The sequence below is a fragment of the Chromobacterium sp. ATCC 53434 genome (assembly GCF_002848345.1).
Taxonomy (GTDB): domain Bacteria; phylum Pseudomonadota; class Gammaproteobacteria; order Burkholderiales; family Chromobacteriaceae; genus Chromobacterium.
Window position 1 is genome coordinate 2,410,449 of sequence record NZ_CP025429.1, and the last position, 25,091, is coordinate 2,435,539.

Annotated in this window: 20 protein-coding genes; 4 read left to right on the forward strand and 16 right to left on the reverse strand. The window is 67.2% G+C overall.

The window, feature by feature from the left end; translation table 11 throughout:
- Nucleotides 1-5: 5 nt before the first annotated feature.
- From CXB49_RS11020 to CXB49_RS11045, 6 genes are all read right to left on the reverse strand, one after another.
- A complete protein-coding gene (locus CXB49_RS11020; protein ID WP_101708436.1) occupies nucleotides 6-2,717 on the reverse strand; it encodes a nitrate reductase in 2,712 nt (903 codons plus the stop codon).
- 29 nt (nucleotides 2,718-2,746) lie between these two features.
- Nucleotides 2,747-3,061, reverse strand: a complete 315-nt coding sequence (nirD, locus tag CXB49_RS11025) for a nitrite reductase small subunit NirD (RefSeq protein ID WP_101708437.1) — start codon at nucleotides 3,059-3,061, stop codon at nucleotides 2,747-2,749.
- Nucleotides 3,062-3,071: 10 nt separating this feature from the next.
- Nucleotides 3,072-5,522, reverse strand: a complete 2,451-nt coding sequence (nirB, locus tag CXB49_RS11030; RefSeq protein WP_101710681.1) for a nitrite reductase large subunit NirB — start codon at nucleotides 5,520-5,522, stop codon at nucleotides 3,072-3,074.
- Nucleotides 5,523-5,565: 43 nt separating this feature from the next.
- Nucleotides 5,566-6,768, reverse strand: a complete 1,203-nt coding sequence (locus CXB49_RS11035) for a NarK/NasA family nitrate transporter (protein ID WP_101708438.1) — start codon at nucleotides 6,766-6,768, stop codon at nucleotides 5,566-5,568.
- A 389-nt stretch (nucleotides 6,769-7,157) separates the two neighbouring features.
- Nucleotides 7,158-7,748, reverse strand: a complete 591-nt coding sequence (locus tag CXB49_RS11040; RefSeq protein ID WP_101708439.1) for an ANTAR domain-containing response regulator — start codon at nucleotides 7,746-7,748, stop codon at nucleotides 7,158-7,160.
- 100 nt (nucleotides 7,749-7,848) lie between these two features.
- The gene (locus CXB49_RS11045; RefSeq protein ID WP_101708440.1) at nucleotides 7,849-9,351 is read right to left on the reverse strand and encodes a sodium:alanine symporter family protein; all 1,503 of its coding nucleotides are present in this window, start codon (nucleotides 9,349-9,351) and stop codon (nucleotides 7,849-7,851) included.
- 273 nt (nucleotides 9,352-9,624) lie between these two features.
- On the opposite strand from CXB49_RS11045, the gene CXB49_RS11050 reads away from it, so the two are divergent.
- Nucleotides 9,625-9,954 carry a hypothetical protein gene (locus CXB49_RS11050; protein WP_101708441.1) on the forward strand — a complete coding sequence of 110 codons (330 nt, stop codon included), beginning with the start codon at nucleotides 9,625-9,627 and terminating at the stop codon, nucleotides 9,952-9,954.
- A 79-nt stretch (nucleotides 9,955-10,033) separates the two neighbouring features.
- Here the strand turns inward: CXB49_RS11050 and CXB49_RS11055 are convergent, their stop codons facing one another.
- Both CXB49_RS11055 and CXB49_RS24280 read right to left on the reverse strand, forming a co-directional pair.
- Nucleotides 10,034-11,023, reverse strand: coding sequence for a leucyl aminopeptidase (locus tag CXB49_RS11055; RefSeq protein WP_101708442.1), 990 nt, complete (start codon nucleotides 11,021-11,023; stop codon nucleotides 10,034-10,036).
- Between the two features lie 65 nt (nucleotides 11,024-11,088).
- Nucleotides 11,089-11,220, reverse strand: coding sequence for a hypothetical protein (locus CXB49_RS24280; RefSeq protein WP_255409603.1), 132 nt, complete (start codon nucleotides 11,218-11,220; stop codon nucleotides 11,089-11,091).
- 217 nt (nucleotides 11,221-11,437) lie between these two features.
- Between CXB49_RS24280 and CXB49_RS11060 the strand changes: the two genes are divergently transcribed.
- On the forward strand, nucleotides 11,438-11,941 hold the full coding sequence (locus tag CXB49_RS11060; protein ID WP_101708443.1) for a GAF domain-containing protein: 504 nt from the start codon (nucleotides 11,438-11,440) through the stop codon (nucleotides 11,939-11,941).
- Nucleotides 11,942-11,954: 13 nt separating this feature from the next.
- On the opposite strand, the gene CXB49_RS11065 is transcribed toward CXB49_RS11060, so the two are convergent.
- From CXB49_RS11065 to CXB49_RS11075, 3 genes are all read right to left on the reverse strand, one after another.
- Nucleotides 11,955-13,139 (reverse strand): metallophosphoesterase, encoded by a 1,185-nt coding sequence (locus CXB49_RS11065; RefSeq protein WP_101708444.1) that lies wholly within the window; start codon nucleotides 13,137-13,139, stop codon nucleotides 11,955-11,957.
- A gap of 20 nt (nucleotides 13,140-13,159) precedes the next feature.
- Nucleotides 13,160-15,046 carry a hypothetical protein gene (locus CXB49_RS11070; protein WP_101708445.1) on the reverse strand — a complete coding sequence of 629 codons (1,887 nt, stop codon included), beginning with the start codon at nucleotides 15,044-15,046 and terminating at the stop codon, nucleotides 13,160-13,162.
- A 63-nt stretch (nucleotides 15,047-15,109) separates the two neighbouring features.
- A complete protein-coding gene (locus CXB49_RS11075) occupies nucleotides 15,110-18,562 on the reverse strand; it encodes an alpha/beta fold hydrolase (RefSeq protein WP_101708446.1) in 3,453 nt (1,150 codons plus the stop codon).
- 415 nt (nucleotides 18,563-18,977) lie between these two features.
- Here CXB49_RS11075 and CXB49_RS11080 point away from each other — a divergent pair, with 415 nt between their 5' ends.
- Nucleotides 18,978-20,087: a hypothetical protein gene (locus CXB49_RS11080; RefSeq protein WP_158300779.1), complete on the forward strand. Its 1,110-nt coding sequence runs from the start codon at nucleotides 18,978-18,980 to the stop codon at nucleotides 20,085-20,087.
- 45 nt (nucleotides 20,088-20,132) lie between these two features.
- Here the strand turns inward: CXB49_RS11080 and CXB49_RS11085 are convergent, their stop codons facing one another.
- Nucleotides 20,133-20,906 carry an ABC transporter substrate-binding protein gene (locus tag CXB49_RS11085; RefSeq protein ID WP_101708448.1) on the reverse strand — a complete coding sequence of 258 codons (774 nt, stop codon included), beginning with the start codon at nucleotides 20,904-20,906 and terminating at the stop codon, nucleotides 20,133-20,135.
- A 55-nt stretch (nucleotides 20,907-20,961) separates the two neighbouring features.
- Complete coding sequence (locus CXB49_RS11090) at nucleotides 20,962-21,264, reverse strand: hypothetical protein (RefSeq protein WP_158300780.1); 303 nt, start codon at nucleotides 21,262-21,264, stop codon at nucleotides 20,962-20,964.
- Between the two features lie 226 nt (nucleotides 21,265-21,490).
- Here CXB49_RS11090 and CXB49_RS11095 point away from each other — a divergent pair, with 226 nt between their 5' ends.
- Complete coding sequence (locus CXB49_RS11095) at nucleotides 21,491-22,483, forward strand: hypothetical protein (RefSeq protein WP_101708450.1); 993 nt, start codon at nucleotides 21,491-21,493, stop codon at nucleotides 22,481-22,483.
- A 112-nt stretch (nucleotides 22,484-22,595) separates the two neighbouring features.
- Here CXB49_RS11095 and CXB49_RS11100 read toward each other — a convergent pair whose 3' ends face one another.
- The 3 genes from CXB49_RS11100 to CXB49_RS11110 form a co-directional block, all read right to left on the reverse strand.
- Nucleotides 22,596-23,357: an ABC transporter substrate-binding protein gene (locus CXB49_RS11100; RefSeq protein WP_101708451.1), complete on the reverse strand. Its 762-nt coding sequence runs from the start codon at nucleotides 23,355-23,357 to the stop codon at nucleotides 22,596-22,598.
- Nucleotide 23,358: 1 nt separating this feature from the next.
- Nucleotides 23,359-24,288 carry a substrate-binding domain-containing protein gene (locus CXB49_RS11105; protein WP_101708452.1) on the reverse strand — a complete coding sequence of 310 codons (930 nt, stop codon included), beginning with the start codon at nucleotides 24,286-24,288 and terminating at the stop codon, nucleotides 23,359-23,361.
- Between the two features lie 67 nt (nucleotides 24,289-24,355).
- On the reverse strand, nucleotides 24,356-25,018 hold the full coding sequence (locus CXB49_RS11110) for a hypothetical protein (RefSeq protein WP_158300781.1): 663 nt from the start codon (nucleotides 25,016-25,018) through the stop codon (nucleotides 24,356-24,358).
- Nucleotides 25,019-25,091: the final 73 nt, after the last annotated feature.

The window sequence follows — 25,091 nt, forward strand, 5'->3', positions numbered from 1 at the left end:
CGGGATCAGGCGGAACGAAGCAGGCAAGCCTGGGCCAGCCGCGCCAGCTCCGGCCCGCAGGAGCCGCAGACGGTGCCGCAACCGAGCGCCTGCTTCAACTCCGCCAGATCCAGGCCCTGCGCCAGCTTGTCCAGGATGGCGGCTTCGCCGACCTGGGTGCATTGACAGACGACGCGGTCGCGCTTGACGGCTCGCGCCGGCCCCGGTGAAAAGACCGACAGCCTCGCCCCCTGCCACGGCTCGTCGTCCAGCAGGCATTGCAGCAGCCGCTCGCCGGCTTCGCGGTCGGCCTGGGCGCCGCCGGCGAACAGCAGGCCGGCCAGGCGCTCGCCGCGCCAGGCCACGCGTTTCAAAACGCCGCGGCCGTCGTCGCGGTACTCCAGCACATCCGGCCCGGGCCACAGCGCCAGCGCGTCCAGCAAGCCGGCCAGCCAGTCCGGCCTCGGCGCCGCGTCGGCGGCGCGCAGCAGCAAGATGTCCGACGCCGCCAGCGAAATCGCCGCATAGCCGACGTCGCCCAGCAACGGCGTCAGCCTGGACTGCAGCGCCGGCGGATCGTCGCCCCGCAGCGCGGCCAGCACCCGCCACGGCAGTTCGGCCTTTTCCACCCGCACCGCCGCGTGCTTCAACTCGGGCTGGAACGACAGCCCGTCCACCGCCGACGTGGTCGCCTCGTTGCTGCCACCGCTGTTCAGGAAACGGCGGTTCCAGTGCATCGCGGCGAACACGCAGCCGGGCGCCATCTCGCCGTCGGTCTTCAGCGGCAGCACCCACTGGCCGCGCTTGCTGGCGACGCGCACCAGATCGCCATCCCGCAGATTCTGCCTGCCGGCGTCTTCCGGGTGCATGCGCAATTCCGGCTCCGGACTGTGGGCGAACAGGCTGGCGACCCGACCGGTGCGGCTCATGCCGTGCCACTGGTCGCGCAGGCGGCCGGTGATCAGCCGGAACGGATAGCGGGCCAATATCTTGTCCGCCGGCGGCTGGTAGGCGATGGCGTGAAACCGCGCCTTGCCGTCGGCGGTGGCGAAGCGGCCGTCGACATAGCGCCTGGCCTGCCCTTCGCGCCGGCCGGCCGGCAACGGCCATTGCTGCGGCCCGGCCGTCTCCAGCAAGCGGTAGTCCAGCCCGCCGATGTCCAGGTCGCGGCCGATGGTCAGCCCGCGGTGCTCGTCGAAGATGCGCGAGGCGTCGGGATAGTCGAAATGGTCGGCCTCGCCCGGATGCAGCCGCGCCGCCAGCCGGCGCGCGAACTGGCAGGCGATCCAGCTGTCCGCCATCGCCTCGCCCGGCGGCGGCGCCGCCATCCGCACCCGGCTGATCCGACGCTCGGAATTGGTGACCGTGCCCTCCTTCTCGCCCCAGCTGGCCGCCGGCAGCAGGATGTCGGCGAAGGCGGTGGTGTCTGTGTCGGCGAAGGCGTCCTGCACCACCACCAGCTCGGCGCGCGTCAGCGCCTGCCGCGCCAGCGCCAGGTCCGGCATCGAATGGGCCGGATTGGTACAGACTATCCACACCGCCTTGACGTCGCCGCGCGCCAGCGCCTCGAACATCGCCACCGCCGGCAGGCCGGGCCGCGGCGACAGCCTGTCCGCGGGCACATCCCAGTGCGCGGCCACCTCGCGCCGGTGATCGGGATCGGCGATGTCGCGGTGGGCGGCCAGCATGGTGGCCATGCCGCCGACCTCGCGCCCGCCCATCGCGTTGGGCTGGCCGGTCAGGGAGAACGGGCCGGCGCCCGGCCGGCCGATCTGGCCGGTGGCCAGGTGCAGATTGATCAGCGCCAGGTTCTTGGCCGTGCCCTGGCTGGACTGGTTCAACCCCATGCAATACAGCGACAGGCTGGCCGGACTGCGGCCGAACCACTCGGCGGCGGTGACGATGTCGTCGGCGGCGACGCCGCAGATATCGGCCGCCGCCGCCGGCGTGTAGTCGCGCGCCATGCGCTTGAGCGCGGCGAAACCGTCGGTATGGGCGGCGATGTAGCCGGCGTCGATCAGCCCCTCCCAGATCAGGTGGTGCAGCATCGCGTGGAACAGCGCCACATCGGTGCCGGGCTGGATCTGCAGATGCAGATCGGCCATCGCGGCGGTATCGGTGCGGCGCGGGTCGACGACGATCCAGCGCACATCGCCCCAGGTCCGCCTGGCGTCCTCCAGCCGGCGGAACAGCACCGGGTGCGCATAGGCCATATTGCTGCCGGCGAACAGCACGCAGCCGGCGGACTCAAGGTCCTCGTAGCAGGTGGGCGGGCCGTCGGCGCCGAAAGCCATCTTGTAGCCGGTGACGGCGCTGGACATGCACAGCCGGGAGTTGGTGTCGATGTTGTTGGTGCCCACCACGCCCTTGGCCAGCTTGTTGAACAGGTAGTAGTCCTCGGTCAGCAGCTGGCCGGACGCGTAGAAGGCCACCGCGTCCGGGCCGTGGCGGCGGACGATGTCGGCGAAGCGGTCGGCCGCCGCGTCCAGCGCCTCGTCCCAGCCGACCCGGCGGCGCGGCGCGTCCCTGGCCGGTCGCATTTCGGGATATAGCGCGCGGCCGCTATCGCCGGCCGCGCTGGCCGCCAGTTGCAAGCCCTTGCTGCACAGGCGGCCGTAGTTGGCCGGGTGCGCCGGGTCGCCGCGCACGCCGGTGATCCGGCCGTTCTCGCTGGCGATCAGCACGCCGCAGCCTACGCCGCAATAGCAGCAGGTGGAGCGGGTTTCCGTCTTGGCCATGCCGCGCCTCCTTGCCTGGCAGCCGTTCGCTACAAGGCCAGCCAGACTTCGTCGTTTTCCAGCCGGGCGGCAAAGCGGCGCGCGCAGCCGGCATCCGGCGCCAGCGCCTCCCCGCTGGCCAGGTCTATGTTCCAGCCGTGCAGCGGACAGGCCACCGCGCGGCCGTGCACCATGCCCTGGCTCAGCGGCCCGCCCTTGTGCGGACAGCAGTCCAGCAAGGCGAACACCTGGTCGTCATGGGTGCGGAACAGCGCGATGTCGCCGCCCCGCCATGCCAGCACGCGGCTGCCCTGCGGCGGGATGTCGTCCAGCGCGCAGACTCTGGTCCAGTTTTCCGTGTTCATTCCGCTCTCCTCAGCTCTCCACCGCGATGGGGATGTATTCGCGCTTCTGTTCGCCGGCGACGCGCGCCGCCCACGGATCGGGCAGGCCCTGCAGGGCGAACAGCAGCCGCCGGTGCAGCGCGCGCCGGCTGTCGGCGTCGTCGACCACCCTGGCCTTGACGTAATCGAGCCCGACCCTCGCGATGAAGTGGACGGTGCGGTCCAGGTAATAGGCTTCCTCGCGGTACAGCTGCAGGAAGGCGCCGCTGTATTCCTTCACGTCCTCCGCCGTCTTCACCTTGCACAGGAATTGCGCCACCTCGGTCTTGATGCCGCCGTTGCCGCCGACGTACAGCTCCCAGCCGGACTCCACCGCGATCACGCCGACATCCTTGATGCCGGCCTCGGCGCAGTTGCGCGGGCAGCCGGACACCGCCAGCTTCACCTTGTGCGGGCTGCCCATATTGGCCAGCATGGTTTCCAGGTCTATGCCCATCCGCGTGCTGTCCTGGGTGCCGAAACGGCAGAACTCGATGCCGACGCAGGTCTTCACCGTGCGGATGGACTTGCCGTAGCCATGGCCGGAATTCATGCCGAGTTCGCGCCAGACGTCGACCAGGTCCTCCTTCTTGACGCCAAGCAGGTCGATGCGCTGGCCGCCGGTCACCTTGATCATCCTGATCTGATATTTGTCGGCGACGTCGGCGATGCGGCGCAGCTCGTCGGCGGTGGTGACGCCGCCCTTCATCTGCGGAATCACCGAGAAGGTGCCGTCCTTCTGAATGTTGGCGTGCGCCCGCTCGTTGATGAAGCGGCTCTGCGGATCGTCCACCGCCTCGTGCGGCCAGGTGGACAGCAGGTAGTAGTTGACCGCCGGCCGGCAGGTGGCGCAGCCGTTGGGCGTCCGCCACGCCAACTGGCGGAACACCTCGGCGTGACTCAACAGATGGCGCTGGCGTATCGCCTCGCGCAGCTCGGCGTGGCTGAGGCCGGTGCAGCAGCAGACGGCCTTGGTCTTCGGCGCTTCCTGGAAGCTGGAGCCGACCACGCTCATCAGTATCTGCTCGACCAGGCCGGAACAGGAGCCGCAGGAGCTGGCCGCCTTGGTGTGCTTCTTCACCTCGTCCAGCGTGAACAGGCCCTTGTCCTGTATCGCCTTGACGATGGTTCCCTTGCACACGCCGTTGCAGCCGCAGACCTCGTCCTCGTCCCGCATCGCGGCGGCGCGGCTCTGCCCCTGCACGCCGACATCGCCTATCGCCGTTTCGCCGAACATCAGCGTGTCGCGCAGATCGGCCACCGAGCGCTGCTCGCGCAACAGCTTGAAATACCAGGCGCCGTCGCCGGTGTCGCCGTATAGGCAGACGCCGGCCAGTTTGTCGCCGCGCAGCACCAGCTTCTTGTAGATGCCGCCGGCCGGATCGGACAGCACGATCTCCTCGCAGCCTTCGCCGCCGATGAAATCGCCGGCGGAAAACAGGTCGATGCCGGTGACCTTCAGCTTGGTCGCCGCCACCGATCCCCGGTAGCGGGCGGTGCCCAGCCGCGCCAGATGATTGGCGCACACCTTGGCCTGCTCGAACAGCGGCGCCACCAGCCCGTAGGCGACGCCGCGGTGGCTGGCGCACTCGCCGACGGCGTAGACGCGCGGGTCCGATGTCTGCAAGGCGTCGTCCACCACCACGCCGCGGCTGCAATGCAGGCCGGCGGCCGCGGCCAGCCCGGCGTTGGGACGGATGCCCACCGCCATCACCACCAGCTCGGCCTCCACCTCCTCGCCGTCGCAAAAACGGGCCGCCCTCACCCGGCCGCCGCCGTCGTCCAGCAGCGCGGCGGTCTGCCGTCCCAGCAGGAAGCGGATGCCGCGCGCCGCCAGCGCCCGGCGCAGCAGCTCGCCGGCCTGGCGGTCCAGCTGGCGCTCCAGCAGCCAGTCGGCCAGATGGACGACGGTGACCTCCATGCCGCGCAGCCGCAGGCCGTTGGCGGCCTCCAGGCCCAACAGGCCGCCGCCTATCACCAGCGCGCGGCGGCAGCGGCCGGCGGCGGCGATCATGTATTCGGTGTCGGCGATGTCGCGATAGCCTATGACCCCGTCCAGATCCCCGCCGGGAATCGGCAGCATCACCGGCGAGGAGCCGGTGGCCAGCAGCAGCCTGTCATAGCCGGCGACGGTGCCGTCGTCGGCCGTCACCTCGCGCCGGTCGCGGTCTATCGCGTCGACGCGCTTGCCCAGATGCAGGGCGATGCCCCGCTCCGCGTACCATTCCGGCGGATTCAGGATGATGTCCCGGAACGCCTGCTCGCCGGCCAGCACCGGCGACAGCAGGATGCGATTGTAATTGGGGTGCGGCTCGGCGCCGAACACCGTGATGTCGTACAGGTCCGGCGCCAGCGCCAGCAGCTCTTCCACCGCGCGGATGCCGGCCATGCCGTTGCCGATCACCACCAGCCGCTGCCGGGCCCGGTCCTTCAGTTCAGCCATATCCATATCGTTTTCCCTTTCCACTGCACCCGGCGGCAAACGCCTAGACGCGGGCGGCGGCCGCCGCCCAGTTGTCGCGCCAATGCCGCTGCACGCCCGAGAGGCCCAGCCAGGCCAGCAGGCACAGTCCGGCGAACAGCCACAGCCCCGGAGCGTAGTCGCCGCCGGCCTGCTTGATCAGGCCCAGGCCGGCCGCCAGCATGAAGCCGCCGATGCCGCCGGCCATGCCGACCAGGCCGGTCATCACGCCCAGCTCCCGGCCAAAGCGCTGCGGCACCAGTTGGAACACCGCGCCGTTGCCGGCGCCCAGGCACAGCATGGCCAGCACGAACAGCGTCAGCGCCGCGCCGGCTCCGCCGGGGTTCAGCGCGGCCGCCCCCAGCAGCAACGCGCAGGCCAGATAGACCGCCAGCAGCGAGCGGGCGCCGCCCCAACGGTCCGCCAACACGCCGCCCAGCGGCCGCATCGCCGAGCCGGCGAACACGCAGGCCGCGGTGTATAGGCCGGCAGTCTTGGCGTCGAAACCGAACTGGTCGTGGAAATAGCCGGGCAAGGTGCTGGCGAAACCGGAGAAACCGCCGAAGGTCATCGAGTAGAAAAACATAAACCACCATGCGTCGCCTTGCTTTAGGACAAGCAGATAATCCGCCAGCCGTTTCGTCGGCGCCGCCGCCGGCGCCTCTCGGGCGAAGACGGCGTAGACCAGCAAGCCCAGCGCCAGCGGCAGACAAGCCAGGCCGAACACGTTCTGCCAGCCGGCGGCGGCGGCCAGGGCCGGCGCGAACAGCGCCGCCAGCACGGTGCCGGAGTTGCCCGCCCCGGCGATGCCCAGCGCCGTGCCCTGGTACTGCGGCGGATACCAACGCGAGGCCAACGGCAATGCGGCGGCGAACGAGGCGCCGGCCACGCCCAGCAGCGCGCCCAGCAACAGGATGCCGGCGAAGCTGGATATTTGCGCCAGCCAGGCGCCGAACAGCGCGGCGAGCACCACCGCCTGGCCGAACAGACCAGCGCGCTTGGCGCCGATGCGGTCCACCAGCACGCCCATCAGCGGGCGCAGCAGCGCGCCGGCCAGTATCGGCACGGCCACCATCAGCGCGCGCTGCCCGGTGGAAAGCCGCAGCGCGGCGGCGATGGGCACTTGCAACGGCCCCAGCAGATACCAGGCCATGAAGCTCAGGTCGAAGTACAGAAAAGCACAAGCCAGCGTCGGCCGATGTCCGGCCTGCCAGAAGCCACGGTCCATGATCACTCCCGGCGCGAGTTCCGCCGCGCATGCGGATCGTCAAACAAAACGGCGCCCTCTCCGGTATCAGAACAGGAGAGGACGCCGTTGTCCCTTGTGGCAACCACCTAATCTTGGCGCTTGCCCGCGTCTATCGCTCGGCGGCGCGCCGTTGCGCCGCCCAGGCATGGACACCGCAAATCGCGTGCCAGCGCTAAGAACCTCTGCTCCCGCGTTGCGCCTCCTTGTCGTACGACTGGCGCCGCCTGCATCGGCGCGCCCTGGCTCAGGTTCTCTGCGAGGTTTTGTTCGCGGCGCCAAGATTCCAAGCGTATCGATTTTCGCTGCTTTGCCGCACCGCAACAGTGCGCCGCCATCGAATTCGCACCGCTTTCGGGCGGCGGCATCGCTCAATCCAGCAGTTCGCTGGCGTCTATCAGCTGGCGGGACAATTCGGCCAGGCGCAGGCCGGCGTTCATCGCCCGGCGGCGCAGCAGCGCATACGCCTCCTCCTCGCCCAGTCCGCGGCGGCGCATCAGCATGCCCTTGGCCCGCTCGATCAGCTTGCGCTCTTCCAGTTGCCGTTCCAGATCGGCCAGCTGGCGCTTCAGCGCGGCGTCCTCCTCGAACTTGACCCTGGCCATGTCGATGATGGGCGCCAGCCGCTCGGCGGAGACGCGATCGACGATGTAGACGGTGACCCCGGCGCGCACCGCGGCCTGGATGGCCGGCATTCCGCCGTGTTCGGCGAACATCACCACCGGGCGAGGCGCGAACCGTTGCATCAGCGCGAGCGGCTCCAGCGTGTCCGGCGTCGGCGACTCGGTATCGACGATGACGACATCCGGCCGCTGCGACTCCGCCAGCCGCCACAGCTCGGCCGCGCCGTCGGCCTCGGCGATGACCCGATAGCCGGCGTCGGCGGAAGCGTCGCGCAACTGCCGCATCGGCCGGTCGGCATCGTTGACCAGCAACAGCCTCAAGGGGGCGGACGGGTCCATGGTCTCATTCGCGGAATGGCTCTGCGGGACATAAAAGCAAACCTCATGCCCGAATGCCGTGACAACGCAAAAACGCCCGCGTGAGCGGGCGTTGCGTGAATCAGCCGGCTTTGACCGGTTCCGGCTTGCCTCCCTGCGGCGGACCGCCCGACTCCGCGTCCAGATTGCTCTCCGCGCGGCGGCCTGTCCAATAGGCTGCATTGGCGATGCCAAGCTTTTCCGGATGAAACACCGGGTCCACGCCCAGCGCCTTCTGCGCCTCGTAATCCCGCAGACAGGCCAGCGCCGGCTTCTGCATCAGGATGATGGCGACGATGTTCAGCCAGGCCATCAGGCCGACGCCGATATCGCCCAGGCCCCAGGCCAGGTCGGCGGTCTTCACCGTGCCGTAGACGGTGGCCGCCATCAGGCCCACCTTCAGCGCGAACATCAACCACGGCCGCCGCGTCTTGCGATTGATGAAGGCGATGTTGGTCTCGGCGATGTAGTAGTAGGCGATGATGGTGGTGAAGGCGAAAAAGAACAGCGCCAACGCGACAAACACCGAGCCGAAGCCGGGCATGATGCTTTCCATCGCGGTTTGCACATAGCCCGGGCCGGCAGCCACGCCCTTGATGCCGGTGTACAACGCCGCGCCGTCCGGCCCCTGGACGTTGTACTGGCCGGTGATCAGCAGCATGAAGGCGGTGGCGGAACAGACGAACAGGGTGTCGATGTACACCGAGAACGCCTGCACCAGTCCCTGCTTGGCCGGATGGCTGACCGCGGCCGCGCTGGACGCGTGCGGACCGGTGCCCTGGCCGGCCTCGTTGGAGTAGATGCCGCGCTTCACCCCCCACTGGATGGCGAAGCCCAGCACCGCGCCCATGCCCGCCTCAAAACCGAAAGCGCTCTTGAAGATCAGCGCCACCACGCCCGGCAATTGCTCGATATTGAGCGCGATCACCACGCAGGCGACGATGATGTAGCCCAGCGCCATGAAGGGCACCACCGCCCCGGCGAACACCGCGATGCGCTTGACGCCGCCGAAGATGATGAAGCCCAGCATGATGGCCAGCACGGCGGCCGTCACCGTGGGCGCGATGCCGAAGGCCGACTGCATCGAATTGGCGATGGAATTGGCCTGGATGCCGGGCAGCAGCACGCCGGTGGCCACCACCGTGGTCAGCGCGAACAGCCAGGCATACCACTTCATGCCCAGCCCCTTCTCGATGTAGAAGGCCGGTCCGCCGCGGTACTGGCCGTCTATCTTCTCCTTGTACACCTGGCCCAGCGTGGACTCGACGAAGGCGGAACTGGCGCCGAGAAAGGCCACCAGCCACATCCAGAACATCGCTCCCGGCCCGCCGAAGGTGATGGCGGTGGCCACCCCGGCGATATTGCCGGTGCCCACCCTCCCCGCCAGCGTCATCGCCAGCGCCTGGAAAGACGACACGCCTGCGCTGCTGCTCTGGCGGTTAAACATCAGGCGCAGCATTTCCTTGAAATGCCTCAGTTGCAGAAAACGGGTGCGCAGCGAGAAATACAGGCCCACGCCCAGACACAGGTAAATCAGTGCCGGGCTCCAGACCACGCCGTTGATGGCGTTGACCAACTCTTCCATGGGTTCTCCTTTGTAAGCGAAGATGTGCAACCGGCGTGTTCTTATATTCCTGCTGCCGATTGTCCGACCGGAACCCGCAAGATAATGGTCAAAGCCTCAATGTTTCCAGATGGTTTACTGTAAAAATAAAGTAAATACCCTAAATAAATAACATCGCGCCAGCCCGGCAATCGGCCGGCAGGACCGGCGGCGCCGCGTCGGGCCCAGGCCGGAGCGGCATGCCCGCGCATGGTATAGTGTGCCCCCGGTTCTTCCCGTAGAAAGCTTCAAGCCATGCCCATTCCCTTCCGTCTGTCCGCAGCCTGCCTGCTGCTGGCCGCGCTGAGCGGCTGCCAGCAGCCGCAACGCATCCAGGCCAGCTACCACTGCGATGATCAGATTCGGTTCAGCTTCGACCGTCGCACCCAGACGGTGGAAGTGGTCCGCGGCGGCGAGCGCTTCAACGGATATATGGACGAGAAAGGTTTGCTGACCTGGCCCAAGCCGCTGGCCGGCAAGGCGCTGCCGGACAGCTTCTTCATCTCGCGCAAGACGCCGGACCAGATGAAGCTGTACGGCGGCTTCGCCGGCACCGGCAAGGCGTGCCGGCTGGATCCGGGCTGAGCGGGCGCCGCGCGAGGCTTCACATCCGGCCTCCGCCAGCGTCCATGGAGCGAGCCGACGCATTTTGCGCCGGCTTCAGCTAAATCGAGAAACCGCCGTCGAAGAAGACCTTGTCGCCGAAGCTCAGCCGGCCGCCGGAAAAGATCAGGTCCAGGTGATGGCTGCCCAGCTCGCCGCCGCCCAGGCCCAGATGCAGTCCTGGGTGGCGCTCCTCGAAGCCGGCGTTCAAACCATACAGTCCCTTCACGCCGCAATTGGTCCCGATGCCGAATTCCGCCACTGCGGCGTTGCCGGCGTTGGCGCTCAGATACTTGTCGAAATCCGCCGAGAAGCGCGCGTCGCCGCAACTGAAGTCCACCACTCGGCTGCCGCGTATGCGCAGCGTCGCGAAATCGCTGACCACGCCGTATTTGACGGCGAACGGTATCGTGCTGAGGAAGGCGCCGCCGAAGCTGAACTCGCCGTCCAGATCGGCGATGGAGGTGGCGATCTCGCCGGGCACCAGATCGACGTTGCCGTCGCCGTCTATCGAGGTCCACGGCTGGTCCGGCGCGATGGAGCCGCTCAATCGTCCGCCGCCCGCCTGTTCGAACACCACCTGCCGCGCCTGCCCGGCCAACTCGATCAGCCGGCGATTGCGCGCGGCGATGCGTTCGCGGTTCTCGGCGAAGGCCTCGTAGAAATACGATCCGTAATCCTTGAACAGGATGGATTTCTTCCAGTTGGACTGCATCGCCTGCTTGATCGGCAGCAGGAAGGCCGGCCCCCTCGGATCGACCACCGGCAGCGTCGACGAGCGGTACAGGAAGATGAAGGCGTCGCATTGCGCGATCGCCGCCTCCACCTCGTCCGCCGCCGCGCTTTCCAGCGCGGCCAGCTGCAACTCCAGCTTCAGCCCATCGCCGGCGCCCTCGGAGATGTCGGCGGCGACCTCGCGGTGGTAGTCGTCGAAGCCCAGCAGCAAGCGCACGGTCTCGCCGGCGGCGGCCTTGCCCCTGACCGCCGGGTGCAGGGCCAGGCAGGCGTACATATTGCGGACGCTTTGCGTCTGATCGTCGTTGATGCGCATCGAACTCTCCTCTGAAAAACGGGGCCCAAAGGCCCCGTCGTCAACATGCCGATACAGTTTGCCGCTTAGACCGGCCACAGCGCGGTGCCGAACGGCACCACCGCCTTGTCCTGCATCATTTGCACGGCTTCGGCGAAGGTTTCTTCCTGGAACCAGGCGTCCAGTTCGATGTCGGCGGTTTGGATTTGATCGTTCATCTCTACACTCCTTCATGACGTTTGAGAGGGTTAAGCGCTAGAGCAAATGCTCCAACATAATTACAGACGCATGATAGTTGCAAAAGTTCTACCCCGTCATAGTATCTTTCGTACTATCAGAATTATCCGAAATATCCATTTAGCATTAACCATGCCGCATTCAGACACGCCGCCTGTTCTATAATGCAAACGCTTATCCATACCCGAAGGGGTCGTCATGCAGGTTCCCGGCATACCTGCCAACGAGGCGGAACGCATCCAGGTTCTGCAGGACCTGTTGATTCTGGATACCGATCCGGAAGATCGCTATGACGCGATCACCGCCTACTGCCGCTCCCGCTTCACGGTCAAGATCGTGTTGATCAGCCTGGTGGACACCAATCGGCAATGGTTCAAGTCGAACTGCGGGCTGGATGCCAGCGAGACCTCCCGGGACATCAGCTTCTGCGGCCACGCCATTCTCAGCGACGACATCCTGGAGATTCCGGACGCGCTGGACGACATCCGCTTCCAGGACAATCCGCTGGTGCTGGGCTATCCCCATATCCGCTTCTACGCGGGCGCGCCGCTGAAGCTGTCCTCAGGCCACGCCATCGGCACGCTGTGCCTGATCGACTCCAAGCCCAAGCACATGGCGGGAGAAGAGAAAAGGCATCTGAAAACGCTGGCGCACACCGTGGTGATGGAAATAGAAAGCGGCCGAGCCAGCCTGCCGGGCTGACTCGACGCGCGGGCTAGCGCTCTGGCCAGCGCTGGTAGCCGTTTTCGTCGTAGAAGGTTTCGCTCAGCGCCGCCCCGTCCAGCTCCAGCCTGACGAAGCCGTTCAGCACCCGCTCCGGATACCGACTGTCGTCGGCGGAACGCGTCTCCGCCCACTCGACCCCGGGTTTGCCGTCCAGCAGCTTGGCCGGCCCGTACGGGATCGCGCCGTGGCCGACGCAGCGGGCCACCAGCCTGCCCTGCGGCCGGTAGCAGATGACGTTGTGCAGATGGCCCCAGTACCAGTAGTCCGGCGCCCGGCCCAGCGCCGCCGCCACATCCCGATACAAGGGCGTCGTCGCCGAGCCGTCCATGGTGTAGCCCTGGTGGTGGGACAACAACATGATCTTGCCGCCCCAGCCGGCGGCCAGCTGCTTCAGCCAGGCGGTCTGCAGATCGCCCAGCGCGCCGTCCATATACAGCCCCATCTTGTCCGAGTGATAGGCGCTGTCCAGGCCGACGATCAGCCAGTTGCCATTGTGCAGGCTGAAATAGCTGGTGCCCTGCTGCATCGGGAATTTGCTCGACAACTCGCCGAAATAGCCGAGCGCGCCGTTGTACATCTCGTGATTGGAATTCAGCGTGAACTGCCCGCTGACACCGGGCGGCCAGCCGGCCAGGTCGTTGCTCTCGTCGGAGCCGACGCCGGCGTAGTAGACGTCGCCCAGATGTATCGTGTAGTCGGCCGGCTGCCGCCGCATCGCCGCGGCGACCTTGGCCGCGATGTAGTCGCCGGTGCCCCAGTCGCCGGCGATGCAGAAGCTGACCTTGTCGGCGATCTGGATCCGCCCCGGCTGGCCGGCCCACGGCGCGTAATCCCACAGGTGGCCTATCCACTGCACCAGCGCCTCGCCCCACAGCGGGTCCAGCAGCTCCCATTTTCGACAACCCAGCAGCGTGCCGTCGTCCATCACCCGGGTCGGCAGTTCGTCCTCGGTGGTCGGCAGCGGTTTGCCGTCCAGCACCTTGTCCAGTATCGACAGTCCTCGCGCCAACTCCCACGGAATGCCGCCGGACTCGGTGCTGCCTGAGTCGATCACCGCCCTGACCTGCTGGTGCACCTGCTGCAGCCGGTCCAGTATCTGTTGCTTCTGCTCAAGCGTCTGCCTGATGTCGCCCAGGCCGGTCTCGACCCGGTTCTTCCAATCGCCGAAATCCATCGCACACCTCCACGCCCGCCCTACAAGGTCTTCATGTATTCGATCAGGTCCCACTTCTCGCTATCGCTCAAATGGATGCCGTATTCATGCCCGCTGTTGTGATTGCCCGGCAGGCTGGTGTCGAACTTGAAATAGCCGCCGCCGGCGGCGTCCGGCCCGGCGCTGCTGAAACCGACATTGCGGGTGTCGAACACGCTGGAGCCGCGATAAAACACCTTGGGCCGCTTGTCCGGCGGCTGCAGCAGGTCCCACAGCGTCGGCACCGAGCCGTTATGCAGATACGGCGCGCGCAGCCAGACGCCGTCGGTCGGCGTGTTGCTGTAGCTCTGGGTCTTGCGGTAGGCGCCGAAGTCGAACGGCGGCTTCTTGAACTGGTGGAATTTGTCGACCAGGCCGACGGTGAAGGAATGGACCCGGTACGGATCGGTGCCCAGCTCGTCCAGCCCCACCGTCACCTGCCCGGTGGCGGCCTTGCCGAAGTCGTGGCAGCCGGCGCAGTTCTGCTGCCACAGCGTCCCGCCGCGCGCCACCCTGACCTGGTCCAGGCCGCCGAACGGCCACTTCGGCGGCTGATGCGTCAGCAGCCAGTCGGTCACACGCTTGAACTCGGCGGGCAGCACCGACTGCGGCGTGGCGCCGACCGCCATCGCCGCCGCGTAATTGCGCTCGTGGATGTCGTTGTTATTGCCGTCCCAGTGCAGATACAGCGACTCGCGCGGCTTCTGGTTCCAGATCTGCGGCAGGTCGACGGTGCCGATGGTGGAGTCGTCCGGGAAACCGAACACCGCCATCTTGGTCGGATTGAAGGTGTCGGTGCGGCCCGGCCCCTGCAACGGCCGCAGCTTCTGCCAGGCGTACTGCTGCTCCTGCTTCAGGAAGGCCTGGCGCGTGGCCGGCACGATCAGGAAGCGGTAGAACAACTTCTCTATCGGCCCCAGATCGTAATGCTGCTCGATGGCGTCCATCACCTTGGCGTTGAAATCGGCGTCGCCGGCGCAGTCGTACAGAAACCACTGGAACGATTCCAGATCCAGCAGCGCCGCCGGCGCGGTCGGCACCGGCACCGGCACGTCGTCCGCGCTCTTGCGGTACATGCCGGTGTGGCACAACGCGCAATTGGGCTCCACCGACGGATAGCCTATCTGCCGCTTGGCCAGGCCTATCGGCAGATCGCGTCCGCCCTCGTAGATGAAGCCGAAGGTCCGCCAGCCGCTGCCCATCCTGGGCATCCGGCCGGCGCACACCTGCGGCAGCACCGAGAACACGTACAACGGGATGCGGGCGTCCGGCCCCAGGCCTATCGCCGCATACTTGAAGTGGTCGACGTCGGACGCCAGCGGCGGCTGCGGCACCTCGCGCAGCAGATTGGCCCAGGCCTCGTAGCCGACGAAGGCCAGCACCAGCACCACGACGACGGCGATCTTGCGGCGGGCGCCGGAAAAGCAGCGGGCCAGACAATGCCACAGCCGGCACAGGCCGGCGCGGATCAGCGGCCATGGTCTTTGCTCGGCGGGCAGGCCGGCATACAGCAGCGCGCCGAGGATGACGAACATCGCGGCGTCGGCATACAACGGCGGACGGAAGGCGTCCGGGTAGCCGGAAGTGTTGATCAGGTAGATCCAGAACACCACCGCCACCAGCCGGGACAGCACGCACAGCCAGGAATACACCGGGTAGCGGGCGGCGTCGACGCCGGCCGGGGCGTAGAACAGGCTGATGCCGACCAGCAGCATCCCGGCGTTCTGCAACCACGGGTAGACCGCCTGGCTGGGCAGGCCGAAGCTGGCGTTCAGATAATCCGGCCAGAACAGCGCCGGAATCGCGAACACCATATTGATGGCGATGCCTATCCAGATGAAGCGCTGGAACCAACGCAGGCCGCGGGCGGCGCAACTAGTCTTGTTCATGGCGAATCCCTCGTGAAGACGGCGGCGCGGCCGGAACCATCCCTCGATTCCGGCCAGGCGGCGTCAGGCGCTGGCGGTCTTGTCCAGGTGGGCGACGATGGCCGGATAGACGTCGGCGGCGGCCCGGCTGCCGAAGATGCAGTCGATGTGGCCATAGCCCGGCACCACCACCCGGTCGTAGCGCTGCGGCCCGAACAGCTTGACCAGCCTGTCGTAGGTGCGCTGCGTGCTCTCCGGCAGATAGCACTCGTTCTGCCCGCCGCTGATGAACAACATCGGCAGCTGCAAGCGGTCGAAGTGCGGCATGTAGATGTCGGCGCCGTCAAAGGCCACCAGCCGCCCTTCGCGGCACATCCGCGCCAGATGCTCCATCGTCCGCATATTGGCGACGCCGAACAGCTCATGCAGATTGTCGTGCAGCGTCTCGTTCAGCGTGTCGTGGCGGTACAGCGACGCGTACATGAAGGTGATGCGGTGGCAGACCGGGTTGTTGCAATAACCCTGGGCCTCCGCCAGCGCATAGCCCTTCAACCCGATGTCGTACAGCTTCTCGAACCAGTCCGAATTGGACGCGGTATAGGCGCTCAACGATTTCACGCCCAGCCGGTCCAGCACCGTAGGCAGGTGCAGGCCGGTCTTCAGCGCGGTGGCGGTCGGCACGACGATGTCGGTGGCGATCTGCGAGCACACGACCGAGCGCACGCCCTCCAGCCCGGCCAGCAGCGACATGAAGAAGGTGGTGGCGCCGTAACAGTGCACCACGCATTGCACATCGCGCGCGCCGGTAAGCTGGCGGATGCGATTTATCGCGGCCGGGTAGTCGTAGCGGGCCACCTGGTCGCCGTCGCATTGTTGCTGGCTGGCCGGCAGCAGGATGCTGACGCGGAAGTCCAGCAGCCACACGTCGTAGCCGTGCTTGTACAGGAACTCCAGCAGATTGGTCGGAATGGTGTCGGTGGAAAAGATGTTGGAGCCGACCCCCAGGCCGTGCACCAGCATCACCGGCCCCTTGTCGCCGCCCTGGTAGCGGGTCAGCCGCAAATCGACGCCGTCCTCGGTGCGGAAGAACTCCACCGTCGGCGCGCCGACGGCCAGCGGCCGCTTCTTGCGCGGCGGCGCGTCGGGATTGAAGTAGACGTCGCGCGCCAACACGCCGCCGTAACTCTCCCACAGCACACCGGCGAAATACTCGCCAAAACGGGCCAGCTGCTTCAGCCGCTCCGCCTCGCCGGAGACGTTGAGCACCTTCATCGTCGTCATCTGCCGCGCGAAGTCGGCCGGCTCGATATGCAGCACGCCGCCGCCGACCACCTCGCCGCCGGCATCCACGCCCCGGTATACCGTCACGTACAAGGTGCTGGTGTCGGCCCAGACCCGCAGCGGGCCGTGATCGCTGGGCACCGACTTGAACGCGCTGAAGAAATACTCGGTTCCGTCCTCCGCCGTCAGCCGCATCTTGTAGTTCATGTGGCGCTCGCCCACCTGCTGCGGGTACTCCTCGAACAGATTGAACACCCCGTGGCTGACGGTCAGCGGCCGCGGCGACAGCGCCGGCGCCTCCAGCGTGCCGACGATGGTCGCGGGATGGCTGGGGTCGGAGATCAGCCGGTCCAGATCGTCGGACCTCACCGTCACGGTGAAGGCCATCGTCGAGCCGGCTTTGCGGCCCGTTTCGGCGACAGCCTCGTAGGCGGCCAGATCGACGCCGCCCGCCCGGTGATAGCCGGTGGAGAAGAAGCCCTTCATCGTCTCGGTAAACTCGATGCCGGGCCGGAGCGGCTGTTGCGTGCGGCGGGAAACCGACGGCAGCGCGTAATCTATCGTCCAGCCGCGATCGGCCGCCAACAGCGCCATCGCCCGCTCGCTGACCGCCGAGATGGTCAGCAACGGATTGACGGCCAGCGAGGTGGGAATCACCGAGCCGTCGGTGACGTACAGCCCCGGATAGACGGCGTCGCCGGACTGGCCGCTGAACACCTGGCCCTTGTGGTTGACGACGCCCTGCTCGGCGCTCTCGCCCATCACGCAGCCGCCCAGCGGATGCACGGTGATCAGGCTGTGCTTGAACAGCTCGGTCCAGATCGGATTGGGCACGTAATCGCCGCCCAGCGCGCGGGTGGCCTGGTACAGGCGGTCGTTGCCTATCTTGAAGTTGGGCTGTTCGCCGACGCCGGGCCAGTCGAGCCGCAGCTGGTCGCTGTCGTCCAGCGCCATCACGCCGCCGCCATTGTCGTGGCTCATGATCAGATAGGTCTGCAGCCGGTTCACCGCGCCGCGGTAGGGCCCGAGCAGCGCGCTCTCCACCTCGCGCGCCGCGTGCCGGATCCGCGCCAGCGCGCCGGTTTCGGTAGCCTGGCCTATCTCAGCCGCCGCCGCCGCGATCGCCGGCACCATGGCGCCGCCGATGGCGCCCGGAATCGAACCCTCCTCTATCACCATGCGTCGGCGCCAATCCGACTCGTCGCGCATGTCGATGATGGAGGTGATACAGGGACCGACCGGACCGACCTCGCTGGCCGCGTGGCTGCCGAAGCCTATGCCGTTGATCTTGTCGTCGTTGTTGTAGCCGAAGCCGAGGATGTCGCCATTGCCGCTCATGTGCCGGCCCAGCTGGCCGGACAGCGACAGGCCCGCCTTGCGCGAGCGCAGCAGGATTTCGGTCGAGCCCAGCGTGCCCGCCGACACGATGACGATGTCGGCCCTGACGAACAGCGTCGGCGCGTCGAACTTCTCGCGCCCGGTGCCGACGTATTGGAAATGAACGATCCAGCCGTCGCCGTCGCGCTCCAAGTGGCGCACCGCCGCCTGGCAGAAGACCTCGGCGCCGTGGTTGCAGGCGTCGGGCAGATAGTTCATCAGCGTGGTGTTCTTGGCCTTGTTGTTGCAGCCGGAAACGCAGTCGCCGCAGTAGTTGCACGGCAGTTGTTCGACGCCGACGTGGTTGCGGTCGTCCGGCAGCGCGTCAAAATTGACGTTGATGGGCGGCCGGTAGAAGGTGTGCTGCGCGGCCAGGCGTTCCGACGACTTCTGATTGGCCCGCATCTTGGGCAGCGGCGGCGCGTGGTCGGGATACGGGGCCGGCTTCAGCATTTCCCGCGCCCGGGCATAGCCGTCGCGCAGCAGCGTGTCGGCGTGGGCGCGCATGCTTTCCGGCCAGCGCGGGTCGTCGAAGACCTGCGGTTCCGGCTGCAGCGATACATTGGCGTTGATCAGCGAGGTGCCGCCCAGCCCGCAGCCGACGATGACGTTCTGCTGCGCGTTGACGTGCAGATCGTACAGCCCGGTGCGGGAGCCGAGATGGCCGTCCGGGTGGTGGACCTGGAATTCCTCGGTCGCCTCGACCAGGGTGTTCGGATATTCGCCGGGGACGATCTCGCGCCCCCGCTCCAGCAGACAGACCGTGCGCCCGGCCCGCGCCATCCGCGACGCCGCGATGCCGCCGCCATAGCCGGAACCGATCACCACGACCTCGTAACGCTCCTTGATTTCACTGATTGGGGTTGCGATCCGGACCATTTGCTTGCTCCCTGGCATTGAAGGAAAGCCGGCCCACGAAACCATGCGCAAGGCTGGCGCGGCGTGGTGGCGCGCGCGTCAGCGTTAACTATTTCTAATAAAATCAAGGGCGTAAAAATAAATTCGACATTTCTGTTCGATCTAGATCAATCGAACAACGCTGTCAACGACGATATGACGCTTTTATGAACCGCCGCGAAAACCGCTGTCGAAAACGGTCTCTCCATTTCAAGCGATAGCTCACCCCGCCCGGTTTACAAGACAGTGTAAGTACCTATATCCATTCAAAATTTCCATTCCTATATTTTTTTCAACCGTCAAAAGGAACAGGATCGGCAGTTCGCCAACCGGCCCGCGAAACCCGTCGCGACACGGCGATCCTGCCGACCCATGCGGATGAAAAACCATGACCGACATGCCGAAACAAGATGATCCGCGCCACCCCGCCCGATTGGCCGGCGACGCGCCGCCCGCCCCGCCGCGGGAGCTCAGCCGCCTGCTGGACACGGCGCTGCGCGCCATCGTCGGCCAGTATTTCCGCGACAAGCGCATACGCGCGATCTACCGGCTGGCGACCACGTGCGAAAACCTGCTGCTGCGCGCCGGCCGCCATCCGTACCAGGTCGGCTTCTACCGGCCGGATTTCGTCTACGACCGCGACGGCCAGGCCCGCGTCTGCGGACTCGGCGCCCGCTATCCGCTGAGCGGCTGGATGGTCGGCCAGCTGATCAAGGCCTTCCACGGACCGGCGCCGGAAGCGCGGCCCGACCACGGCGCCTTGCTGAAAATGCTGAGCGGGATGTATCCGCCCGACAGCGCCGTGGCGATGGTGCACACCGGCGAGCGCGGCGGAGAGGTCCTGTTGCTGACCGACGAATTGCGCCGCTGCGGCGTGCGCCTGCTGCAGGCCCATCCGATGGAACTGCAATGCGACGGCGACCGCGTCTGGGTTCGCGATCAGCCGGTGGACCGCTGCATTCTGGAAATGGACCGCAGCGAGCTGCCGCTGATACCGGCCGCCGCGCTGACGCGGCTGATCGAGACCGGCGCCTATTGCAACGATGTGCGCACGCTGATCCTGGTGCACGACAAGCGCGCGCTGGCGGTATTGAACCACGCCGGCATCATGGGCGACTGCATGGAGGCCGCCGACTACGCCGCGCTGCAGCCCTTTCTGATTCCGTCGTTCGCGCTGGCCAGCCAGCAGGAGGCCGAGGCGCTGCTGGCGCGGCCCGGCAGGCTGATCGCCAAGCCCAACAGCGGCGGACGCGGAGCGCCCCCCCGCCTCAGCGATGGCTGCGGCGCCGACGAATGGCGGCGGCTGGTGCGGCGGGAATGGCCGCGCTACATGTTTCAGGAATACATCGAGCAGCGGGAGTTCGCCGATCCGGAAACCGGATGCCCGGTCCATCTGGTCGGCACGCTGCTGTGCCACAACGCCGCCAGCCACGGCGGAGGCGTGTTCGGCGACGCCGACGAACGGCTTCGCCGCGGCAAGCTTTATTCGGCGATGGTGGCGGCGTAGGCGCCTGTTGACGATTCTTTCGCCAGCGACGCGGCCGGCCGATTGTCAGCCGCTGCCCGGCGGCCCGGCGCGGAGCTCGGGAATCGGCTCGCCCGGCAGCCAGCGCCGGTAGATGGCGGCGAAGCTGCCGTCGCGCTTCATGCCGTCCAGCGCCCGTTGCCAGGCCTGCACCACCTCGTCCGAGGTCTGAGGCGAAAAGGCGATGTAGCCGTAGGTATGGATGAAGGTGAACGCCGGCCGGACGTCGGCCGGCCGATAGCCCAATAGTTTCAACTGCGTCGGCAGCGTGGTGTTCTCGCTGGCGATCACTTCCGCCCGGCCATGCATCAGCATCGACACCATCTGGCTGGGCCCGGCGATGGGCTTCAGATTGGCGAAACCGTGCGCTGTCAGCATCAATTGCAGATACCAGTCGCGCACCACCAGCACCTGGCCCAGGCGCTTGGCGCCGTCCAGCGAATCCAGCGTCAGCTTGCTGTCGCTGCGGACGAAAAAACTGCCCTGCGTCACCGTGACCGGCCCGACCCACTTGAACAGGCGCTCGCGCTCGGCTATCCGATTGGTGTTGAACAGCGCGGTATTGGGCTCGAGCTGCGCCTGACGGTAGGCCCGCGCCCACGGCACCAGCAGGATGGGATCGCGGTTGTCGATCCGGTGCTGGATCTCGCGCACCACATCCACCACCAGTCCGGCCGGATGCCCGTCCCGGATGAAACTCAACGGCGGGTCGTCCTCGGTCAGGATGTTCAACGGCGGCATCGCCGCGCCGGCGGCGGCGCTGACGGCGATCAGCAACAACGGCAACAGATGACGGATCATGAAGGATCAAGCCTGCGCGGTTTCCTCACCTCATTCTAGCCGCTGCGCCGCCCTTCTACTGCCGCGCGACGCGGCAGGCCAGGCTGGGCGGCACCGCCAGCGAGCGCTGCTCCAGCGGACGCTCCATCGTGTAGTACGACAGCTGGCGCAATTCGCCGTCGACGTAGCTCATCGTGATGTTGCGGGCGCCGTCGACGTGGATGATTTCGACGCCGCCCTGAAAGCAGGAAATCACCTGGCTGTTGAAGTCGCTGTCGCTGACATGTTGAGAACCATGAACCGGGTAATGCTCGCCCGCCTGCGCCATCCCGGCGCTCAAAGCCAGACATGCGGCCCCGACCGCCACCCTCTTCTTCATATCCGCCTCCAGCCATGCCCGCCGTCTGTGCCGCGGCGGCGCTCAAGCTTGATTGGAATGCCGCCGTCCGGCACAAGTTCCCCATAGCCGCCTTCAGCGTTGTCGGCCGCCGTTCCTCGCTGGCACAAGGGACAGGCCTGAAGCCGACAGGAGCAACTACGCTCATTCGGAGACGCCGGACGCGCGCTGCCAAGCGCGCCCGCCCTCCCCCCGAAAAGGAGCAAGCATGGGTATTCCGACGAAGCAAGCATGGCTGCGCCGGCTGCTGCGCGGCATCGCGCTGCTGGCGGCGCTGCAGACCCCGGCCCTGGCGGCTGACGCCGTCCGGCCGACCACCGCCGCCGCGCACCGCCCGGCCGGCGTGCCGGCCGACTACGTGGTGACGCCGTTCGGCTATTTCCACCCGAGCTGCGTGCAGGAAATCCGCCCCGGCGAGACGCTGCAGGCCGACGGCCGCATCCGCGCCGCCGACGGCGGCCTGAGAGCCGCCGTCGCTTGCCGGCACGCGCGTTTCGGCCCTCAGGGCGAGGCCATCGGCCAAAACGGCCCGGCGCCGAAGCCGCAGGCGTCGACCGACGATCAGATCAACGGCTGGGTGCTGGACACCGAGCTGGTCACCAGCTCGGCCTATGCCGGCATCAGCGCCAACTGGACCGTGCCGGCGGCGCCCGCCTCCAGCGACGGCCAGGTGGTCTACTTCTTCCCCGGCCTGCAGGACCGCAACAATGTGCAGAGCATTCTGCAGCCGGTGCTGGGCTGGAACGCCTTCAACGACAATCGCTGGACCATAGCCAGCTGGAACTGCTGCCGCGACGGCGCGGTCAACTACAGCACGCCGCAGGCGACGGCCAGCGGCAACCAGATCGTCGGCACCGTGCAAAACAACTGCGCCGCCGGCACCGCCACCTGCACCTCGTGGAACATCGTCACCCGCGACGCCACCCGCAATGTCGCCAGCACGCTGAGCCGCACCAGCAACTACGGACAGACCTTCAACTGGGCGTTCGGCGGCGTGCTGGAGGTATACGGCGTCAACAGCTGCGACGACTATCCAAGCGACGGCGCGATGAGCTTCACCGCCGTCCGGCTGCTGGACGTCAACAAGCAGCCCATCACCCAGCCCGCCAAGCTGGGCTGGAGCGCCAATGTGCTGCAGCAGCAGGCCGGCTGCAATCTGAACGCCGCCGCCAGCCCGACCGTCAGCAGCCTCAGCTATTGACCGACACAAACCGCGCCTTTGCACCGCCGTGACCTTGCAGCCCCCCTGTAGTCATGGCGGTTTTTTTCGTCCGCGCGACCGGCAAGCGCAAGCGGGATCGATCGGAGTTTGATCAGCGGCTCTTGAGCCAGCGGCTGCGGGTCTCGCGGTAATAGTCGGCCATGCCGTAGCGGCTCCATACCGGCAGCGCGTCCTCGGCGAACACCCCCTCCTTCAACGCGGTCCGGATCCGCGCCTGAACCGCCGGCGGCAGGCCGGCATTGCAGGCCACCCAACGCTCCACCTGCTCCAGCATGAACAGCGGCGCCGGCATCCTGGCGTCCTGGCCCGGCGTCCGCACCGGCGGCATATCGCTGATGAAGACGTCGAAGCGGCCCGCGGCCAGCATCAGGAAGCCGCTGGAGGCGTTTTTCGCCGGCATGAACGGCATGCCGGCCGAGCCGAGGAAATCCCTGACCTCGGCGATGTCTACGGCGCCCAGCCGGTGCTTGCGCAGCGCCGCCTCGCCCGGGATGACCCGCTTGTCGTCGCCGCGCTTGTAGGCCGTCAACGCGATCGGCGCGACCACGCCGACGAAATTGACGGTCTCGCTCTGGCCCTGGTCGAAGTTGACGGCCAGCGCGCAGGTGCCGGCGCGGGTGGACACGTCGAGGAAGGCCCGCTTGGCCGGCACCACCTGATAGACCACCTCGACGCCGGCCTTGCGCATCAACAGCCGGAACGCGTCGGCGTACGGCCCTGACAGGCCGCCGTCGCCGCGCACCAGAAAGGGGGGGTATTCGTCGGCCACCACGTTCAGCCTCAGCGGCTGGGCGGCCAGCGGCAGGCAACATCCGGCCAGCGCCAGACCCAGCCAGCGTCGCGACCACGCCATGTCAGTGTCCTTTCACCAGATCGACCGGTGTCTGCGTGATGGTCTGGATATTGGCCTGCCGAACATGGTTGCGCAGCGATTGCAGCGCCAGGTCCAGCGCGTACTGCATCTGCAGCGCCGGATGCTGATCGGCGGTGGCGGCGATGCGGCCGCTGGCCAGATACGGCGCCACGTCGGTGATATTGTCGTAGCCGCCTATCAGCACCTTGCGGCGCCTCGCGGCCACCGCCTCGGCCGCGCCTATCGCCATATTGTCGTTGCCGCACAACAGCGCGGCGAGATCCGGCGTCGCGTCCAGCAGCTCCAGCGCGGCCTGCCGGCCCCTGTCGCTGACCCAGTAGCCCCAGCGCATGCCGGCCAGCGTCATGCCGGCGCCGCGGATGGATTCGCGAAAGCCGTCGCTGCGCGCCTTGGCGTTGATGGACTGCGACAAACCCTCGATGATGCCGACCTTGCTGCCGGGCTTCAGACCGCGCAGGATGTAGTCGCCGACGACGCGCGCGCCGTTGAAGTTGCTGGGGCCGACAAACGGTATGTTGACGTTGGCCTTCACCAGCGCGCGCTCATCCAGCTTGTTGTCGACATTGATCACCAGCATGCCGGCGGCGACGGCCTTCAGCAGGATGGGGATCATCGCGCTGGAGTCGGCGGGCGCGATGATCAGCGCGTCGTCGCGCCGCTCCAGGCAGCGCTGGACGATGGCCTGCTGGCCCTTGACGTCGGTCTCTTCCTGCACGCCCTCTATGGTCAGCTGGTACTCGCCGGCGTGGCTGACCCGATGCTGGTCCGCGCCGGCGATCATCATCGTGAAGAATTGATTGCGCAGCGACTTCAGCGCAATCGTGATGGCCGGCCTGCGCGCGGCCCCAAAGGCAAACGGCAGGGCCAGCAAACCGCCCGCTGCCGTGCTCAAGAATTGGCGACGCCTCATGCGTGTCACGCCCTCGCTGTCGGTCAGCTCGAACTATAGCCAAGCTTGCGGGCCGCCCTCAAGCGCATCACCGGCGCCGGTACACCATGCGTCTGCCGTCATCGTCCGTCGCCAAGCCGTCGTCGCCGTCCGGCGCCAGCGTCATGGTGCGGAACGGCGCGCGCGCCAGATAGGCGGCGTCGTCGACCGCGAACGCGGCCAGCCGCTGGCCGGCCCGGTCGGCGGCGATGTCGAACCATTGCGGGACGGCGCCGGTCCGCCGCAGGCTCGCGCGCGCCCAGCTCTCCGTCGCCGGCATCGCCACGTCGGCATCGCCGTTGGCGTCGGTGACCGCGGTGGCCGTCTTGCCGGAACGGCTGACGAAACCGACCTCCACGCCCTGCATCGGCCCGACGCCGGGCATGCCGACGATGGCGATCCAATGCCCCGGCTCCGCCGGCCTGCGCACCCGCATCTCCTCATCGCGGAACGGGCGGAACACCGGCTCCTTGTCCGGCCCGGCGGCGTTCAGCTCCACCTTGCCCTGCCGCAGTTGCCAATGCCCCTGGGCGTACTGGTCGACCGCGCCGTAGCTCAGTCCCCACTCGAAGCTGCCGTCCGGCTTCAACAGCAACTCGCCGCCGACCTCGGTCACGCCCTGCAAATAGTAATGGCCGGCCAGCGCCGACGGACCGGACGCGCAGGCGCCGCCGGCCAGCAACAACGATAAAACCGCAACGAACCGCCGCATCGCGACCTCCATCGATCAAACCGGCAAGCATACACCGGTTTGCCGCGATCACGACGCGGACGGGCGGCGGCGG

Excerpts from the sequence above, each read along its gene's own strand:
- CXB49_RS11020 (WP_101708436.1), bottom strand. The coding sequence starts at position 2,717 with ATGGCCAAGACGGAAACCCGCTCCACCTGCTGCTATTGCGGCGTAGGC.
- nirD (WP_101708437.1), bottom strand. The coding sequence starts at position 3,061 with ATGAACACGGAAAACTGGACCAGAGTCTGCGCGCTGGACGACATCCCG.
- nirB (WP_101710681.1), bottom strand. The coding sequence starts at position 5,522 with ATGGCTGAACTGAAGGACCGGGCCCGGCAGCGGCTGGTGGTGATCGGC.
- CXB49_RS11035 (WP_101708438.1), bottom strand. The coding sequence starts at position 6,768 with ATGGACCGTGGCTTCTGGCAGGCCGGACATCGGCCGACGCTGGCTTGT.
- CXB49_RS11040 (WP_101708439.1), bottom strand. The coding sequence starts at position 7,748 with ATGGACCCGTCCGCCCCCTTGAGGCTGTTGCTGGTCAACGATGCCGAC.
- CXB49_RS11045 (WP_101708440.1), bottom strand. The coding sequence starts at position 9,351 with ATGGAAGAGTTGGTCAACGCCATCAACGGCGTGGTCTGGAGCCCGGCA.
- CXB49_RS11050 (WP_101708441.1), top strand. The coding sequence starts at position 9,625 with ATGCCCATTCCCTTCCGTCTGTCCGCAGCCTGCCTGCTGCTGGCCGCG.
- CXB49_RS11055 (WP_101708442.1), bottom strand. The coding sequence starts at position 11,023 with ATGCGCATCAACGACGATCAGACGCAAAGCGTCCGCAATATGTACGCC.
- CXB49_RS24280 (WP_255409603.1), bottom strand. The coding sequence starts at position 11,220 with ATGAACGATCAAATCCAAACCGCCGACATCGAACTGGACGCCTGGTTC.
- CXB49_RS11060 (WP_101708443.1), top strand. The coding sequence starts at position 11,438 with ATGCAGGTTCCCGGCATACCTGCCAACGAGGCGGAACGCATCCAGGTT.
- CXB49_RS11065 (WP_101708444.1), bottom strand. The coding sequence starts at position 13,139 with ATGGATTTCGGCGATTGGAAGAACCGGGTCGAGACCGGCCTGGGCGAC.
- CXB49_RS11070 (WP_101708445.1), bottom strand. The coding sequence starts at position 15,046 with ATGAACAAGACTAGTTGCGCCGCCCGCGGCCTGCGTTGGTTCCAGCGC.
- CXB49_RS11075 (WP_101708446.1), bottom strand. The coding sequence starts at position 18,562 with ATGGTCCGGATCGCAACCCCAATCAGTGAAATCAAGGAGCGTTACGAG.
- CXB49_RS11080 (WP_158300779.1), top strand. The coding sequence starts at position 18,978 with ATGCCGAAACAAGATGATCCGCGCCACCCCGCCCGATTGGCCGGCGAC.
- CXB49_RS11085 (WP_101708448.1), bottom strand. The coding sequence starts at position 20,906 with ATGATCCGTCATCTGTTGCCGTTGTTGCTGATCGCCGTCAGCGCCGCC.
- CXB49_RS11090 (WP_158300780.1), bottom strand. The coding sequence starts at position 21,264 with ATGAAGAAGAGGGTGGCGGTCGGGGCCGCATGTCTGGCTTTGAGCGCC.
- CXB49_RS11095 (WP_101708450.1), top strand. The coding sequence starts at position 21,491 with ATGGGTATTCCGACGAAGCAAGCATGGCTGCGCCGGCTGCTGCGCGGC.
- CXB49_RS11100 (WP_101708451.1), bottom strand. The coding sequence starts at position 23,357 with ATGGCGTGGTCGCGACGCTGGCTGGGTCTGGCGCTGGCCGGATGTTGC.
- CXB49_RS11105 (WP_101708452.1), bottom strand. The coding sequence starts at position 24,288 with ATGAGGCGTCGCCAATTCTTGAGCACGGCAGCGGGCGGTTTGCTGGCC.
- CXB49_RS11110 (WP_158300781.1), bottom strand. The coding sequence starts at position 25,018 with ATGCGGCGGTTCGTTGCGGTTTTATCGTTGTTGCTGGCCGGCGGCGCC.